Origin of the sequence: Brevundimonas sp. (assembly GCF_041648115.1) — a bacterium.
Classification (GTDB): domain Bacteria; phylum Pseudomonadota; class Alphaproteobacteria; order Caulobacterales; family Caulobacteraceae; genus Brevundimonas.
Genome location: NZ_JBAZPR010000016.1, coordinates 85,538 through 100,762 on the forward strand (window position 1 = coordinate 85,538; position 15,225 = coordinate 100,762).

At 65.8% G+C, this 15,225-nt stretch carries 18 protein-coding genes and 2 tRNA genes; 12 read left to right on the top strand and 8 right to left on the bottom strand.

The window, feature by feature from the left end; translation table 11 throughout:
• Window positions 1–338 precede the first annotated feature (338 nt).
• The 3 genes from rplI to rpsF are packed head-to-tail and all read right to left on the bottom strand — an operon-like array spanning window position 339 to window position 1,614.
• Complete coding sequence (rplI, locus tag WC597_RS14695; protein WP_135193070.1) at window positions 339–923, bottom strand: 50S ribosomal protein L9; 585 nt, start codon at window positions 921–923, stop codon at window positions 339–341.
• Between the two features lies 1 nt (window position 924).
• Window positions 925–1,215: a 30S ribosomal protein S18 gene (rpsR, locus tag WC597_RS14700; RefSeq protein WP_372694448.1), complete on the bottom strand. Its 291-nt coding sequence runs from the start codon at window positions 1,213–1,215 to the stop codon at window positions 925–927.
• A gap of 12 nt (window positions 1,216–1,227) precedes the next feature.
• Entirely contained in the window at window positions 1,228–1,614 is a 387-nt protein-coding gene (gene rpsF / locus WC597_RS14705; RefSeq protein ID WP_135193337.1) for a 30S ribosomal protein S6, read from the bottom strand.
• Between the two features lie 219 nt (window positions 1,615–1,833).
• Between rpsF and WC597_RS14710 the strand changes: the two genes are divergently transcribed.
• Genes WC597_RS14710 through WC597_RS14720 form a run of 3 tightly spaced genes read left to right on the top strand, consistent with a single transcriptional unit; the run spans window position 1,834 to window position 4,713 of the window.
• Window positions 1,834–3,426, top strand: coding sequence for a carboxyl transferase domain-containing protein (locus WC597_RS14710; RefSeq protein ID WP_372694450.1), 1,593 nt, complete (start codon window positions 1,834–1,836; stop codon window positions 3,424–3,426).
• On the top strand, window positions 3,426–3,824 hold the full coding sequence (locus WC597_RS14715; RefSeq protein ID WP_372694452.1) for a hypothetical protein: 399 nt from the start codon (window positions 3,426–3,428) through the stop codon (window positions 3,822–3,824). Before WC597_RS14710 ends, WC597_RS14715 begins: the two co-directional genes overlap by 1 nt.
• A complete protein-coding gene (locus WC597_RS14720) occupies window positions 3,814–4,713 on the top strand; it encodes an enoyl-CoA hydratase-related protein (RefSeq protein ID WP_372694454.1) in 900 nt (299 codons plus the stop codon). The genes WC597_RS14715 and WC597_RS14720 overlap by 11 nt, the downstream gene beginning before the upstream one ends.
• A 47-nt stretch (window positions 4,714–4,760) precedes the next feature.
• Here the strand turns inward: WC597_RS14720 and WC597_RS14725 are convergent, their stop codons facing one another.
• Window positions 4,761–5,372 (bottom strand): TIGR02466 family protein, encoded by a 612-nt coding sequence (locus WC597_RS14725; RefSeq protein WP_372694456.1) that lies wholly within the window; start codon window positions 5,370–5,372, stop codon window positions 4,761–4,763.
• 87 nt (window positions 5,373–5,459) lie between these two features.
• On the opposite strand from WC597_RS14725, the gene WC597_RS14730 reads away from it, so the two are divergent.
• Together WC597_RS14730 and WC597_RS14735 are read left to right on the top strand one after the other, a co-directional pair.
• Entirely contained in the window at window positions 5,460–7,472 is a 2,013-nt protein-coding gene (locus tag WC597_RS14730; protein ID WP_372694458.1) for a biotin carboxylase N-terminal domain-containing protein, read from the top strand.
• Complete coding sequence (locus tag WC597_RS14735; protein ID WP_372694460.1) at window positions 7,469–7,864, top strand: hypothetical protein; 396 nt, start codon at window positions 7,469–7,471, stop codon at window positions 7,862–7,864. The genes WC597_RS14730 and WC597_RS14735 overlap by 4 nt, the downstream gene beginning before the upstream one ends.
• On the opposite strand, the gene WC597_RS14740 is transcribed toward WC597_RS14735, so the two are convergent.
• Window positions 7,861–8,151 carry an antibiotic biosynthesis monooxygenase family protein gene (locus WC597_RS14740; protein ID WP_372694462.1) on the bottom strand — a complete coding sequence of 97 codons (291 nt, stop codon included), beginning with the start codon at window positions 8,149–8,151 and terminating at the stop codon, window positions 7,861–7,863. The genes WC597_RS14735 and WC597_RS14740 overlap by 4 nt on opposite strands.
• A 105-nt stretch (window positions 8,152–8,256) precedes the next feature.
• Between WC597_RS14740 and WC597_RS14745 the strand changes: the two genes are divergently transcribed.
• From WC597_RS14745 to WC597_RS14760, 4 genes are all read left to right on the top strand, one after another.
• The gene (locus WC597_RS14745; RefSeq protein WP_372694464.1) at window positions 8,257–8,655 is read left to right on the top strand and encodes a DUF1489 family protein; all 399 of its coding nucleotides are present in this window, start codon (window positions 8,257–8,259) and stop codon (window positions 8,653–8,655) included.
• 64 nt (window positions 8,656–8,719) lie between these two features.
• A complete protein-coding gene (locus WC597_RS14750) occupies window positions 8,720–10,066 on the top strand; it encodes an MATE family efflux transporter (protein ID WP_372694466.1) in 1,347 nt (448 codons plus the stop codon).
• A gap of 54 nt (window positions 10,067–10,120) precedes the next feature.
• Window positions 10,121–11,824, top strand: a complete 1,704-nt coding sequence (metG, locus tag WC597_RS14755; RefSeq protein WP_372694468.1) for a methionine--tRNA ligase — start codon at window positions 10,121–10,123, stop codon at window positions 11,822–11,824.
• Window positions 11,825–11,846: 22 nt separating this feature from the next.
• Window positions 11,847–12,560, top strand: coding sequence for a 2OG-Fe(II) oxygenase family protein (locus tag WC597_RS14760; protein WP_372694470.1), 714 nt, complete (start codon window positions 11,847–11,849; stop codon window positions 12,558–12,560).
• 6 nt (window positions 12,561–12,566) lie between these two features.
• On the opposite strand, the gene WC597_RS14765 is transcribed toward WC597_RS14760, so the two are convergent.
• The 3 genes from WC597_RS14765 to rlmB are packed head-to-tail and all read right to left on the bottom strand — an operon-like array spanning window position 12,567 to window position 14,648.
• A complete protein-coding gene (locus WC597_RS14765) occupies window positions 12,567–12,899 on the bottom strand; it encodes a rhodanese-like domain-containing protein (protein WP_372694472.1) in 333 nt (110 codons plus the stop codon).
• On the bottom strand, window positions 12,896–13,717 hold the full coding sequence (locus WC597_RS14770; RefSeq protein WP_372694474.1) for a YjbE family putative metal transport protein: 822 nt from the start codon (window positions 13,715–13,717) through the stop codon (window positions 12,896–12,898). The genes WC597_RS14765 and WC597_RS14770 overlap by 4 nt, the downstream gene beginning before the upstream one ends.
• 31 nt (window positions 13,718–13,748) lie before the next feature.
• Window positions 13,749–14,648, bottom strand: coding sequence for a 23S rRNA (guanosine(2251)-2'-O)-methyltransferase RlmB (gene rlmB, locus WC597_RS14775; RefSeq protein ID WP_372694476.1), 900 nt, complete (start codon window positions 14,646–14,648; stop codon window positions 13,749–13,751).
• Between the two features lie 148 nt (window positions 14,649–14,796).
• On the opposite strand from rlmB, the gene WC597_RS14780 reads away from it, so the two are divergent.
• The 3 genes from WC597_RS14780 to WC597_RS14790 all read left to right on the top strand — a co-directional run.
• Window positions 14,797–14,880: transfer RNA gene (locus WC597_RS14780), tRNA-Tyr, on the top strand.
• A gap of 80 nt (window positions 14,881–14,960) precedes the next feature.
• Window positions 14,961–15,034 (top strand) — tRNA-Gly (locus tag WC597_RS14785).
• A 64-nt stretch (window positions 15,035–15,098) separates the two neighbouring features.
• A partial coding sequence (locus WC597_RS14790; protein WP_372694480.1) for a GTP-binding protein occupies window positions 15,099–15,225 on the top strand: 127 nt, incomplete at its 3' end.

The window sequence follows — 15,225 nt, forward strand, 5'->3', positions numbered from 1 at the left end:
GTTCAAGTGTCGTACGGCCTCAGCCGCAACATCGCCCACGGTCGGGCGGCATCGCCACGAGATAAGGGGTAGTCGTCATCGCCGTCTCCAACCGCACGGTCGGGGAGATCCCGGCGGTCATGGCCATATCAGCGCGAAGGTGCGGCGGGTCAATCAGCGCGGCGCGCCATGTTTTCTGCGGCGAGCAATAGAAAATCTATCACCTGTGGTGAGTCAGCCAGTGATTGCGCCGAAGGGGTGTGCGCAGCGACGCTCAATTTTTAAGCAGCAAAAAGGGCGCATCCCTTGCGGAACGCGCCCTTGATGTCTTGGCGATCCGGCCCGAAGGCCGGGGTCAATCAGGCTTCGTCGCCGAAGCCTTCTTGTTGACCGGCGCCGCCTTCGATCAGTTCCTGGGCCGATTGCTCGGCGGCCTGGCGCTCATCGTCGAACTGGCTGCGGATCACGTCCTCGCCCTTGGCCTGACGCTCGGCTTCATCCATCGAACGGGCGATGTTGATCTTGACCGTGGCGCGGACCTCGGCGTGCAGGCGGACCGGCACTTCGTGGACGCCCAGGTTCTTGATCGCCGTGTTCAGGACGACTTGCGAACGCTCGACCTTGCCGCCTTCGGCCTGGATGGCCTCGGCGACGTCGCGGCCGGCGACCGAACCGTACAGGTGACCGGTTTCACCGGCTTGACGGATCATGATGTAGGTCTGGCCGTCGATCTTGTCGGCGACCTTCTGTGCATCGGCCTTGTTCTTGTCGTTACGTTGCTCGATGGCGACGCGGTCGAGTTCGAACGCCTTCAGGTTCGCGGCGGTGGCCCGACGGGCCTTGTCGCGCGGCAGAAGGAAGTTACGGGCGAAGCCGTCCTTGACGGACACGACGTCGCCGATGGCGCCGAGATTCTCGACGCGTTCAAGCAGAACGACCTTCATCTCACTTCACCACGTAAGGCAGGAGGGCCAGATAGCGAGCGCGCTTGATGGCCTTGGCCAGTTCGCGTTGCTTCTTCTGGGAGACGGCGGTGATGCGCGAGGGCACGATCTTGCCGCGTTCGGAGACGTAACGCTGAAGCAGCTTCACGTCCTTGTAGTCGATCTTCGGCGCATTGGCTCCCGAGAACGGGCAGACCTTGCGGCGACGATAGAAGGGGCGGCGGCCGGCGGCGCCGGAGCCCGCCGGTGCGCCCGGGGTCGGGGCGCCCGAGCTGATGGGGGTATCGGTCATGTTCCGGGTTCCTTATTCGGCGTCGGCGGCGGCGTCTTCGCGCGGGGTGCGCTCGCGCTCACGCTCGCGTTCACGCTCGCGACGGGCCAGCAGCGGCGACAGTTCCAGGTCGAGTTCCTCGACGCGGACGGTCAGCCAACGCAGCACGTCTTCGTTGATCGACAGCTGACGCTCGACCTCGGCCATGGCGGCTGGCGGGCAATCGACTGCGAGCAGCGAATAGTGAGCCTTGCGGTTCTTTTTCACGCGGTACGTCAGGTTGCGCAGACCCCAGTACTCGATCTTGGCGACGGAACCGCCGCCTTGTTCGATCAAGCCCTTGATGGTGTCGTTCAGCGCTTCGGCCTGTTGCGCCGAGATATCCTGGCGCGACATGACCGTGTGCTCGTAAAGAGCCATGCGGTATTCTCCCTTGTGGGCGTCGGCGTGGAAACGACCGGGTAAGTCGATCCCCACGATGGCTCCTGGCGCGGCGGCCGGACCGAACGTCCAACCCTTTGGTGTTCCGCGACAGGACCGAAGCCCTGGAAAGGCGGGGCCTATAGGGGAAAAGGAGCGGGGAGGCAAGGATGACGGCAGGCGCTTGTGACGCCTCGCGACCCCGCCTAAACCAGCCTCATGCCGAAGCTGACGTCAGCGGTCGATCCGCAAAGCCCCAAATACAAGTCCCTGCACGCGCACAACAGCGCTCTGGTCGCCGAACTGCGCGACCATGTGGCCAAGGCCGCGCGCGGCGGGTCCGACAAGTCGCGCGAGCGTCACGTCGCCCGCGGCAAGCTGTTGCCCCGCGACCGGGTCGAGCGGCTGCTGGACCCCGGTTCGCCCTTCCTGGAGGTCGGGCAACTGGCGGCGCACGGCATGTATGACGGCGAAGCGCCGGCCGCCGGCGTCATCGCCGGGATCGGCCGCGTCTCGGGCCGTGAGGTCATGATCGTCTGCAACGATCCGACGGTGAAGGGCGGCGCCTACTTCCCCATGACGGTGAAGAAGCATCTGCGCGCCCAGGAGATCGCCGAGCAGAACCGCCTGCCGTGCGTCTATCTGGTCGATAGCGGCGGCGCCAACCTGCCGCACCAGGCCGAGGTCTTCCCTGACCGCGACCATTTCGGCCGCATCTTCTTCAACCAGGCCCGGATGAGCGCCAAGGGCATCGCCCAGATCGCCTGCGTCATGGGCCTGTCCACCGCCGGCGGGGCCTATGTGCCGGCCATGTCGGATGAGACGATCATCGTCAGAAACCAGGGCGCCATCTTCCTGGCCGGCCCGCCGCTGGTGAAGGCCGCGACCGGCGAGGTGATCTCGGCCGAGGAGCTGGGCGGGGCCGAGACCCACGGCCGCCGCTCGGGCGTGGTCGATCATGTCGCCGAGAACGACGAGCATGCGCTGGAGATCGTGCGGTCCATCGTCGCCAATCTGAACACGACCAAGTCGGTCGAGATGGATGTTCGTGAACCGCGCGCGCCGGCCTTCGCGGCCGAAGAGCTGTATGGTCTGATCCCTGACGACGTCCGCGCGCCCTATGACGTGCGCGAGGTCATCGCCCGGCTTGTGGACGGGTCCGAGTTCGACGAGTTCAAGACACTATATGGCTCGACGCTGGTCTGCGGCTTCGCCCGCATCTGGGGCTATCCGGTCGCCATCCTGGCCAACAACGGCGTCATTTTCTCGGAAAGCGCCCAGAAGGGCGCGCACTTCATCGAACTGGCCAGCAAGCGGAAGATCCCGCTGCTGTTCCTGCAGAACATCTCGGGCTTCATGGTCGGCGGCAAGTACGAGGCGGGCGGCATAGCCAAGGACGGCGCCAAGCTGGTCACGGCCGTCGCGTCGGCCGAAGTGCCCAAGTTCACCGTCCTGATCGGCGGCAGCTTCGGGGCCGGAAACTACGGCATGTGCGGCCGCGCCTATTCCCCGCGCTTCCTCTTCACCTGGCCCAACAGCCGCATCGGGGTGATGGGCGGCGAACAGGCCGCCAGCGTCCTGGCCACCGTCCACCGCGACGCCGAAACCTGGAGCGCGGACGACGCCGAGGCCTTCAAGGCGCCGATCCGTCAGAAGTACGAGGACGAGGGCAATCCCTACTACGCCACCGCCCGCCTGTGGGACGACGGCGTCATCGATCCGGCCCAGACTCGCGACGTGCTGGGCCTGGCGATCAGCGCCAGCCTGAACGCCCCGATCCCCGAGACGACCTTCGGCCTGTTCAGGATGTGATGATACAGCCTGTTCACGTCATCGCCGCCCTGATGCTGGCCGTCTCGTTCGCGGCGCGTGCATTCGCCGAAAACGCGCTGAAGACCATTCCCGCCGAATATCAGGGGGAATGGAGCAGCGTGCCGGAAGCCTGTGGCAACCGCGAAAGCGGCGAGCGTTTCGTCATCAGCGACAGCTCGATCTCCTATTTCGAGGAGGGAGACAGCGTCGTCGAAGTGACCCGCATCGATGCAAACTCGATCCACCTCGTCGTCGATTACGAGGATTATGATGGGATCGAACGGCTCTATCGCACGCTCATCCTGTCCGACGACCGACAGACGCTCAGCTTCTATTATGGCGATGGCCCCGAGGACGTGAGCCGCCGCTGCCCCCAAGGAGACCCCCATGGCGAATGAAAATACCCCGGCGGACATCGACGCTCTGGATGTGACCGACGCGGAGGCGGCCGAGATCAATTCCATCGCCCAGCCGCTGGTCGCGGACCCCGCGCCGGATGCGAACGACGATCTGGTGCAGATCGATTCCACGACGGACGGCATCGTCTTCGTCACCATCAACCGGCCAGAGAAGAAGAACGCCTTCGACGCCGCGACCATCGCCGCCCTGCACGAGACGTTCGAGACCCTGCACGGCGCAGACCGCGTGCGCGCCGTCTTCATTCGCGGGGCGGGGGGCACCTTCAGCGCCGGGGCCGACCTGAACTGGATGCGCGACGCCGCCGGCTGGTCCGAGAGCGACAACCGCGACGACGCCATGGGCCTGGCGAAAATGCTGAAGGCGCTGCACGATATTCCGGCCCTGACGGTGGCCTTGGTCGAGGGCAATGCGATGGGCGGCGGGGCCGGCATCGTCGCCGCCTGCGACATGGCCGTGGCGGTCGAAGGGGCGCGTTTCGCCTTCTCCGAGGTCAAGCTGGGCCTGATCCCGGCGACCATCGCACCCTATGTCGTTGAGGCCATCGGCGCCCGCCGCGCCCGCCAGCTGTTCCTGACGGGAAACAGCTTCGACGCCGACTATGCCGCCCACACCGGCCTGATCGACCTGGTCCTGCCCGAGGGTTCGGTAGAAGAGTTCATCTCGATGCTGAGCGACAGCCTGACCGGCAATGCGCCCGGCGCGATGGGCGAGGCCAAGCGTCTGGTCAACGACATCGCCCACCACAAGATCGACTCAGGGCTGTTGGACGAGACCGCCAAACGCATCGCTCGCGCCCGCGTGTCCGACGAAGGCCGCGAGGGCGTGCTGGCCTTCCTGGAAAAACGCAAGGCCAACTGGACGGTCTGATTGCGTTGACCGGCCGTCGTTAGCGGCGGCCGGTTCAGCCTTAAGATTCAGGCGTAGTTGAAGCTGATCGATATGCGATCGGCCTTGGCCAGGTTGATCGGCACCTCGTGCCGCAGCCAGCTTTCCCACATCAGCACCGTGCCGGCTTGCGGCTTCAGATAGACGAACGGGCGTTCCGCCTCCGACGCCTCCTCGGTCACCGAGGGGCGGGCCATCATGAAGGGCAGGCGGGGGTCTTCCAATTTCAGCGACGAGGCGCCGTCGGGGATGTCGATATAGACGGTGCCCGACAGGAAGGCGTGCGGGTGGATATGGCCGGTATGGCCGCCGCCGGGCTTGAGGATATTGACCCACAGATTGTCGAGACGCGGCTTCCTCGCCAGGTCGAAGTTCAGCGCCTTGGCGTAGGCCACGGCGTGCCGATCCAGGTGGCGCTTCAGCTCCGCGAACTCGGGAAACCGCTGGGGCAGGTCGTTCAGCGATCCGTAGGAGGTGTAGCCGCGATAGGCGTTGGCCTTGCACCACCGGCGGCCGGCCTCGTCCTCCTCGGCCATCATGCGGATGACGTCGATCAGCTGTTCGTTGAAGTCGGGCCAGCCGCGCCCTTCGGCGAGGGAGGCTTCATAGACCTGGGTGATGAAGAGGGGGCGCAGGGACATGAGAGGGGCTTAACGCCTGCCGCGTCGCGTGAGAAGGGTCGTGCTCTGCCTCTCGCCTGATGCGCACGATCCGGCTAAGACCGCTTCATGTTCAAGTCCGTCCTTGTCGCCAATCGCGGCGAAATCGCCTGCCGTGTCTTCCGCACCGCCAAGCGGATGGGATTACGCACCATCGCCGTCTATTCCGAGGCGGATGCAAACGCCCTGCATGTGCGCGAAGCCGACGAGGCGGTGCTGATCGGCCCGGCGGCGGCGCGCGAGAGCTATCTGGACGGCGCCAAGGTGCTGGCGGCGGCCAAGGCGACGGGGGCGGAGGCGATCCACCCCGGATACGGCTTCCTGAGCGAGAACGCGGACTTCGCCGAGGCCGTGGCGGCGGCGGGCCTGATCTGGATCGGGCCGGACCCGTCCTCGATTCGGGCCATGGGGCTGAAGGATGCGGCCAAGGAGCTGATGATCCAAGCTGGTGTGCCGGTGACGCCGGGCTATCAGGGCGCGGACCAGTCGGAGGCGACCCTGACCGCCGAGGCCTCGCGGATCGGTTATCCGGTGCTGATCAAGGCGGTCGCGGGCGGCGGCGGCAAGGGGATGAAGCGGGTCGATGATCCGGCCGATTTCGCCGCTGGTCTGGCCAGCGCCAAGCGCGAGGGGGCGGCGGCCTTCGGCGACGACCGGGTGCTGATCGAACGCTACATCACCCGCCCGCGCCACATCGAGGTTCAGGTGTTTGGCGACAAGCACGGTGATGTCGTCCACCTGTACGAACGCGACTGCTCCCTGCAACGCCGCCACCAGAAGGTAATCGAGGAGGCGCCGGCGCCCGGCATGAGCGATGCCGTGCGCGCCGCCGTGACCGGGGCTGCGATCAAGGCGGCCAAGGCGGTGAACTACGTCGGGGCCGGGACCATCGAATTCATCGCCGACGCCTCGGATGGGCTGAAGGCGGACGGCATCTGGTTCATGGAGATGAACACCCGGCTTCAGGTTGAGCATCCCGTGACCGAGAGCGTGACCGGCGTCGATCTGGTCGAATGGCAGTTCCGCGTGGCCGCGGGCGAGCCGCTGCCGCTGAAGCAGGACGAGATCAGGCTGAACGGCTGGGCCATAGAGGCGCGCCTCTATGCCGAGGATCCGGCGAACGGCTTCCTGCCGTCCATCGGCCGGCTGGAGCATTTCGTCATGCCCGACGGCATCCGCGTCGATACGGGCGTAGAGCAGGGCGGCGAGGTCAGCCAGTTCTACGACCCCATGATCGCCAAGCTGATCGTGCATGAAGACACGCGCGAGGCTGCGGCGGCGCGTCTGGCCGAGGCGGCGGGCGAGGTCGAGGTCTGGCCGGTCAAGGCCAACGCCGGCTTCCTGAAACGCTGCCTGGAGCATCCACGCTTCGTGGCGGGGGACGTGGATACAGGCTTCATCGCGGCGGAGGAGGCGGCGTTGAAAGCAGCACCTTCCGACCAGGCGGTGGCAGCTGGGGCCAAGCTCGTATGTGAGGAATTGACCTGGCGTTTCCAAGGCCGTGACAACTCTGATGTATGGGAAACGCACATCAAAGGGCTGTTTGGTTTTCGTCTTAATGGCGTCGCTTCATCCAGCCTGACCTTGTCCGTTGAAGGCGAAAAACGGTTGGTTTCGCTGTCGCCCGGAAAGCTCCCCTGGACGTATGAGGCGATCGTTGATGGTCATGCACTGACCGTCAGCCAGTTGCCCGGAAACAGGCAGAAAGCTCAGAGATCAACTTTAGTCGTTAGCCCTGACGACAAGAAGTTCTTCTATCGTTTGGGAAATGAAGATGGCGAGGTCATTGTTTTTGAAAATGGTATTTCGCTGAAGGTTTCACCTTTTGTAGTAAATACGAAGGGGGCAGGCGTAGTCTCCGACGGCTCCCTCCGTGCTCCCATGCCGGGCAAGATCGTCGCTACACCCGTTAAGGCGGGCGACGTCGTCGCCAAGGGTCAGCCGGTCGTGGTGCTGGAAGCCATGAAGATGGAACACGCCCTAACCGCGCCGTTCGACGGGGTGGTGGAAAGCGTTGCGGTCTCAGTCGGGGATCAGGTCGTGGACGGCTTCGAGCTGGCGCGTATCACGAGCGAGGCGTGATCGTGGGTATGGGAGGCCTTGCGGCCTTGGCCGTGCTTGCGGGTCTGGCGGGCCAGCCCGAGACGCAGACTGTTCGGGTCGAAGGCGCGGACCTTGCGGACATGCAATGCGTCGTGGTGGCTATGGAGACCGTCGGCGTCGATGAGACGCAAAACGTCGCCACCGTCTCCAACGTCACCTTCTACATGGGCAAGCTTGCGGGGCGAGGAAACGTGAACCGATGGGACCGCGTGCTGGTGGGCTATCGATCAGGTCTGTCGGACGCCGAAAAGGCCAAGATGGTCGAGGATCACGGCGTGCGCTGCACTCTTGAGGCGCTTGTGGCCTCAATGGGGTTCGCCCAGCTTGCGCTCAGCGATGCGACCGCCGCGATGGCGAAGCCGGAAAACTAAAGCCCCACGCCGCCGATGGGGCGGGTGAAGATGGTGTCGCCGAAGGTGGCGATCAGGCTGAGGGCCGGCAGCAGTTCATGGGTTTCGCGGATCTGGGCGGACCAGGCGTCGTGGGTGGCCTTGCTCATCCAGACCTCGGTGACCCACAGGGCGTCGGCGTCGTTCAGGTCGTGGGCCAGGACATAGCTGTGGCAGCCGGGACGCTTCAGATTGGGGTCCAGCAGGCACAGCCCAAGTTCGTCGCGACGACCGGGATGGGCCGTCAGGCGGGTAATCAATCCGTACATTCTGGTCCTGTGTCGCGCCTGATGAGGGGAGATGGCGCTCAATCATCCTGGGCCCTGTAGATTAAGAATCTGGCCAATGCGCCTAAGGGCCACTACGTGGGGCCAATGCCGCTTCACATGATCAAGCTGGGCGTCGGGGTGCCGGACGTCGAATGGCTGGAAGCCCGCGCCGCCAAGGGCGGGCCTCTGGTGGTCCACACGCGAATGACGCCGAAACGCGCGACCGAGATCGAGGACGGCGGGTCGCTGTACTGGGTGGTTAAGGGGACCATCGTTTGCCGCCAGCCTGTGCTGGACATCGCCACCCTGGGCGAGGGCAAGCAGAGCCGCTGCGAGATCACGCTGGAGCCCAGGGTCGTCCGCACGGCGCCGATGGCGCGCCGCCCGTTCCAGGGCTGGCGCTATTTCGAGCCGAAGGAAGCGCCGGTGGACATGACCGAGCTGGATGCGGGCGAGGCGCCGGAGGAACTGGTGCGCCAACTTCGCGAACTGGGCGCCTGGTAGGCCAAATCCACAAAGTTTTTTGGGAGTTGACCCCGACGGGTCCGCATGGCCTGTGCCGCCTCCGATGATCGCGCTCAGCCCCCAGACCCGTTCCGCCTTCCGCGACCTGCTCAACCTGGCATGGCCGGTGATTTTGGCGCGGATCGGCATCATGACCATGGGTCTGACCGACGCCATCGTGGTGGGCAACTTCTCCAGCAAGGAACTGGCGTTTCATTCGCTGGCCTGGGCGCCGACGTCGATCGTCGTGACGACGGCGGTGGGCCTGATGCTGGGCGTACAGGTGATGACGGCGCGGATGCTGGGCGAGGGGCGTCGGCACGCCGTCGGCTCTGTGCTGCGTCGGGGCATGACCTATTCGTTGCAGATCGGCGTGATCTCCATGATCGCCCTGATCGCCATCGGCCCGTGGGGTTTGGGCAAGCTGGGGCTTGAGGACGGACTGGCAGAAGGCGCTGGTCCGGCCTTGGTCGTGTTCGCCCTGTCCATGCCCTTCTATCTGATCTCGGTGACAGGGCAGTTCTTCCTGGAGGCCCTGGGCCGGCCCAAGCCGGGCATGGTCGCCATGTGGGTGGCGAACGGGGTCAATCTGGCGCTGAACATCGTGCTGGTGCCGGACCTGCTGGGCATCGGTTTCGACGGCGCCTTCGCCTCGGCCTGGGCGACGTTCGGCGCGCGTGCGGCGCTGGCGATCTTCCTGGTGATCTACATCCTGCGCCTGCCCGAGGCGCGGTCGCTGGGCATTTTCGACAAGCCGGAGCGCGACCCCAAGGCGGCGCGCGAGCAGGTCAAGGTCGGCCTGGGCGCCGGCGCATCCTATTTCATCGAAGTCGGGGCCTTTTCCGGCTTCACCTTCTTCGCCGGCCAGATCGGCACGGCGGAGACGGCCGCCTGGGCGGTGGTGCTGAACGTCTCGGCCATTGTCTTCATGCTGCCTATGGGGCTGTCGTCGGCGACGGCGGTGCTGGTGGGGCGCAGCTATGGCGCCGGCGACGGGCGAGGGGTGTTGCGCGCGGGACTGGTCGGGCTGGGGGTGGTCACGGCCATGACCCTGGTCGTGGCGCTGTTGGTCTGGCCCAGCGCGCATCTGATCGTCGGGGCCTACAACCGCGACCCGGCCCTGCTGGCCATTGCGGCGCCGGCCCTGGTTCTGGCGACCCTGTTCTTCGTGGCGGACGGCATCCAGGTCGTGGCGGCCCAGGCGAACCGAGCCGCAGGCGATGTCTGGTGGCCCACCATCATGCATTTCGCGGCCTATGGCGCGGTGATGATGCCGCTAGGCTGGGTGCTGGCGCACCAGATGGGCATCGACGGCTTGGTCTGGGCGGTGGTGATCGCCAGCCTGGCGTCCTCGACCCTGCTGACGGGGCGATTTGTCCGCGTAGCGCGTCGATTGCCGCAAGGCGTTTGAGGAAACGGCGCCGCCGCTCTATATCCCTGCGCTTCCCCAAACTCCTGGACGATCATGGCCCGCATCCTCATCACCTCGGCGCTGCCTTACATCAACGGCATCAAGCACCTGGGGAATCTGGCGGGCTCGATGTTGCCGGCCGACGTCTGGGCGCGGTTCAAGCGGGCCCAGGGTCATGAGGTGCTCTATATCTGCGCCACGGACGAGCACGGCACCCCGGCCGAGCTGGCCGCCGCCACCGCCGGACAGGACGTGCGGACCTATTGCGACGAGCAGCACGAGATCCAGAAGGCGGCCGGCCTGGCGTTCGGCCTCAGCTACGACTGGTTCGGTCGGTCGTCGAACCCGCAGAACCATCGCCTGACCCAGCATTTCGCCGAGACGCTGGAGAAGAACGGGCTGATCGAGGAACGGGTGGATCGGATGATCTATTCGATCGACGACGCCCGCTTCCTGCCCGACCGCTATGTCGAGGGCACCTGCCCCCACTGCGGCCATGTCGGCGCGCGCGGGGACCAGTGCGACAACTGCGGACGCCTGCTGGATCCCACCGACCTGATCGATCCCTATTCGTCGGTGTCAGGGTCCAGGAATCTGGAGGTGCGCGACACGCGTCACCTCTATCTGCTGCAGACCAAGATCGAGCCCCAGATCCGTGCCTGGGTCGATGGCAAAAGCGGCTGGCAGCTGCTGGCCAAGTCCATCGCCTACAAGCATCTGGACGAGGGGCTGATCGACCGGGGCATCACCCGCGACCTGGCCTGGGGCGTGCCGGTGCTGAAGGACGAATTCCCGCGTCCGGGCATGGAGGACAAGGTCTTCTATGTCTGGTTCGACGCCCCCATCGAATATATCGGCGCGACCGAGGAATGGGCTGAGGCGACCGGCAACACCTGGCGCGACTGGTGGCGGCTGGACGAAGGGGCGGAGGACGTTCGCTATGTCCAGTTCATGGGCAAGGACAACGTGGCATTCCACACTGTGTCGTTCCCCGCGACCATCATCGGCTCGGGCGAGCCGTGGAAGACCGTGGACCAGCTAAAGGCCTTCAACTGGCTGAACTGGTATGGCGGCAAGTTCTCGACCAGCCAGAAGCGCGGCGTCTTCATGGACCAGGCGCTGGGGCTGCTGCCGGCCGACTACTGGCGTTGGCGCCTGACGGCCTACGGCCCGGAACACGCGGATTCGGCCTTCACCTGGGAGGATTTCCAGGCCTCGACCAACAAGGACTTGGCCGATGTGCTGGGCAACTTCGTCAACCGGATCGTCAAGTTCGCCGAGTCGAAGTTCGACGGCGTCGTGCCCGAGGGCGGCGAGGCCGGCCCGGTCGAAATCCAACTGGAGGCCGACATCAAGGCGGGCATCGCCGAAGCGACCGAACAGTTCGAGGCCATGGAGTTCAGGAAGGCGGCCCAGGCCCTGCGCGCCGTCTGGGTGCTGGGCAACGAATATCTGCAGGTCGCGGCGCCGTGGACGGCTCTGAAGACCGACCGCGACCGCGCGGCGGTGGGGGTGCGCACAGGCCTGAATCTGGTGGCCCTGTTTGCGCGTATGGCGGCGCCGATCCTGCCGTTCTCGGCCGAGAAGATCGCCGCCTCGGTGAGCGCCAGCGACCTGAGTTGGCCCGGCGCGGACGAAGATGTGCTGAACGTGTTGACCATTGGCCAACCGGTCGCCGCCCAGGGCGTGTTGTTCGCCAAGATCGAGGACGTCCAGGTGGCGGAATGGTCCGAACGCTTCGGCGGCGCGGACGCCTGATGGGGCGGGTGGGGGATATGCGATGACGCCGACCCTGACGCCCCTGACCGACGAACGGCGCGCCGCGATTCGCGAGCGATTGGCGCGCACAGGCCGGACGCAGATCGACGGCGTCTTGACCCCGGCCGACGCTCAAGGACTGTATGAAGCGGCGACGACCGCTGACTACAATGTCGTGACGCGACGCGGGACGGGGCATGTCGATCTGCCCGCCGCCTGGCTGGCGTCACTGCAGCCGGGACAGAAACAGGCTTTGGGGCAGGCGGTGCAGGTCTCGGCCCAGACCGACTTTCAGTATCTGTACGACAATCACCCGATCTACGATCTGGTCGAGGCGGGGCAGGCGGCGCCGGTGTGGTCCGACCTTCTGGCCTTCCTGAACGGCGAAGCCTTTCTCGACCTGATGCGGGACGTGACCGGCGAGCCGTGCATCGCCCTGGCGGACGCGCAACTAACGCGCTTTCGCGCCGGACATTTCCTGACCGAGCATGACGACCATGCGGACGGCAAGAACCGCTTCTTCGCCTATGTGCTCAACCTGACGCCCGCCTGGCGGATCGAGTGGGGTGGCCTGCTGGCCTTCCACGGAACCGATGGCAATGTCGCCGAAGCCTTCACGCCGCGCTTCAACACCCTGAACCTGCTGAAGGTGCCCACGCCCCATTCTGTGACCCAGGTCGCCCTATCGGCGGGGGCGGATCGGATTTCCGTCACGGGGTGGCTCAGGGGCCGCTGATCAGGACTATTCGGCGAACACGACCGGCAAGCCTGCCGCATGCCAAGCCTGGATGCCGCCGGTCAGGTTGAACAGGGGCTGACGGTCGGGGCCGGTCGGGCCGACGAAGGCGCAGACCTGGTGGCTGCGGCCGCCCTTCAGGCACTGGACGATGATCTTCCTGTCGACAGGCAGGTCCAGCACCTCCCAGGCGGCGGGCATCTGGCTGAGCGGGGCCAGGATGGCGCCGTCGATGCGGGCGGCGGCGAACTCGTCCGGCTCGCGCACGTCGATCAGGATCGCCTCGCCGGATTGAAGCCAGGCGGCGGCCTCCTCGACCGTGACCGTGGCGACCGTCATGTCGCGGGCGCCGGAGCAGGGGCGGTCGGCGCGGCGGGCGCGGGCGTCGGGCTGGTCTCGGTCCGCTTCTGGCCCAGGTGTTTGGCGGCTTCCTTCTCGCTGATGTCGAGGAAGGCCGGGGCCGAGGCGTTGAACTGTTCCATATTGCCCGTGCGGACCACGACCTGGCGCGCTCCGTCCCAGATCATGTGCAAGGCGACGTAAAGAACGACGACCAGACCGACGTAGCCGATCCAGGCGAAGCGGTGCAGCAGCTTGGCGATATAGGTGGCGGCGACGCCCATCAGGGCGATCGACAGGATCAGGCCGAAGACCATGATCCACGGGTGTTCGTGCGCAGCGCCGGCGACGGCCAGCACATTGTCCAGCGACATGGTGATGTCGGCGACCATGATTTGCAGCAGGGCCGCGCCGAACGTCTTGCGCTTGACGCCCAGTTCCTCGGGCGAGGGGCCTGTGCCGTGCTCGATGCTGAGCGCCAGTTCGAGTTCCTTCTCGGCCTCGGCCTGGTTATGCGTGCGCTGCTCCTGCAGTTCGCGCCACATCTTCCAGCACACCCAAAGCAGCAGCAGGCCGCCGGCCAGCAGCAGGCCGACCAGGGCCAGAAGCTGGACCGTGATCAGCGCAAAGCCGATGCGCATGACCACGGCGGCGGCCAGGCCGATCAGGATGGCCTTCTTGCGCTGGTCCTGGGGCAGGGCGGCGGCGGCCAGGCCCACGGCGACGGCGTTGTCGCCGGCCAGGACCAGATCCATCAGCAGGACCTGGCCCAGCGCGGCGGCCTGGCTGGCGAATTCGGGAGACGAGAAAAATTCCATTTCCGCTCTCTAACGCCGGTGCGACCTTCTGTCAGCCGCGTTGCGCGCGCGCCGCCTCATAAAGCGCGACGGCGGCGGCGTTTGAGACGTTAAGGCTCTCGAAACCGCCCGGCATGGGGATCTTGGCCAGGACGTCGCAGTGTTCGGCGACCAGGCGGCGGATGCCGTCGCCCTCGGACCCCATGACCAGTACGGTGGGCTGGCGATCCAGCGCTTCTTCCAGCGTCTGTTCGCCCGTCCCGTCCAAACCCACGGCGCGCCAGCCCAGGTCGGCCAGCCGCTCCAGCGCGCGCGACAGGTTGGTCACCCGCGCATGGGGCAGGCGTTCGGTCGCGCCGACCGCCGCCTTGGCCAGGGCGCCGGCCAGGGCCGGGGCGTGGCGGTCCTGGACTATGATGCCTCGCGCACCGAAGGCCAGGGCCGAGCGGAAGATGGCGCCGACGTTCTGGGGATCGGTCAGTTGGTCCAGCATGACGATGATCCCCCCTTCTCCAGGTTTGGGCGCCGGATCGGCCAGCTCTTCCAGCGACACGCCTTCCAGCGGCTGGACCTTGAAGGCAAGACCCTGGTGCACGGCGCCTGGGGGCAGCATCCGGGTCAGGGCCTGGACCTCGACCACCTCGATCTTGTGACCGTGGGCCAGTTTGCCGTCTTCGATCTCGGCGGCGCGCTCGGCCGTGGCCAGCAGGCGACCCGTGCCGCGACGCGCGGGATTCGCCAAAGCGGCCAGGACGGGGTGGCGGCCCCACAGAAAATTATCGGCGTCCGACTTGTTCCGATCAGGCGCACGGGGCGGGCGGGGCGCATCGTCGCGCCCACCAAACCCTTGCGCGGCGGGCTTTTGACCCTTGTCGCGCGGCCCTTCAGGCCGGTTTCCGAAGACCGGTTTTTTACCGCTTCTACGGTCGTTGCGTTCTGATTTCGACGACACTATAAGACGCCCTCCGATTTGGAGCCCCAAGGGCTTTCGGGTCTGGGCGCCCCCTCTATCCTAGAGGAGGCGACAAGCCGAAGGCTTTTGTTTCGTCCCGCTTCTTTATAGCGGAAACGAGGGGTCCGACGGTTCGACAAGGCGCGCTGGGGGAATGTCCCGAGTGGCAAAGGGGGGGGACTGTAAATCCCCTGCGTAAGCTTCGTAGGTTCGAGTCCTACTTCCCCCACCACGCGCCTTGACGGATACGACGGATCAGGACCCGAAGAGGATCGGCTGCGGCGTTCCCTCGCGAACTTCCGCAGTTTCCGCGCGGGTATAGCACAATGGTAGTGCAGCAGCCTTCCAAGCTGAGGATGTCGGTTCGATCCCGTCTACCCGCTCCAGGTTTTTAAAAAGATCAGCATCGCGCCCCTCCGCTGACGGACCCGGGCCATCAGGAGTTTGGCCATGGCCAAGGAAAAGTTCGAACGGAACAAGCCGCACTGCAACATCGGCACGATTGGTCACGTTGACCATGGCAAGACGACGCTGACGGCGGCGATCACGATGGCTCTGGCCAAGGCGAGCGGCGGCA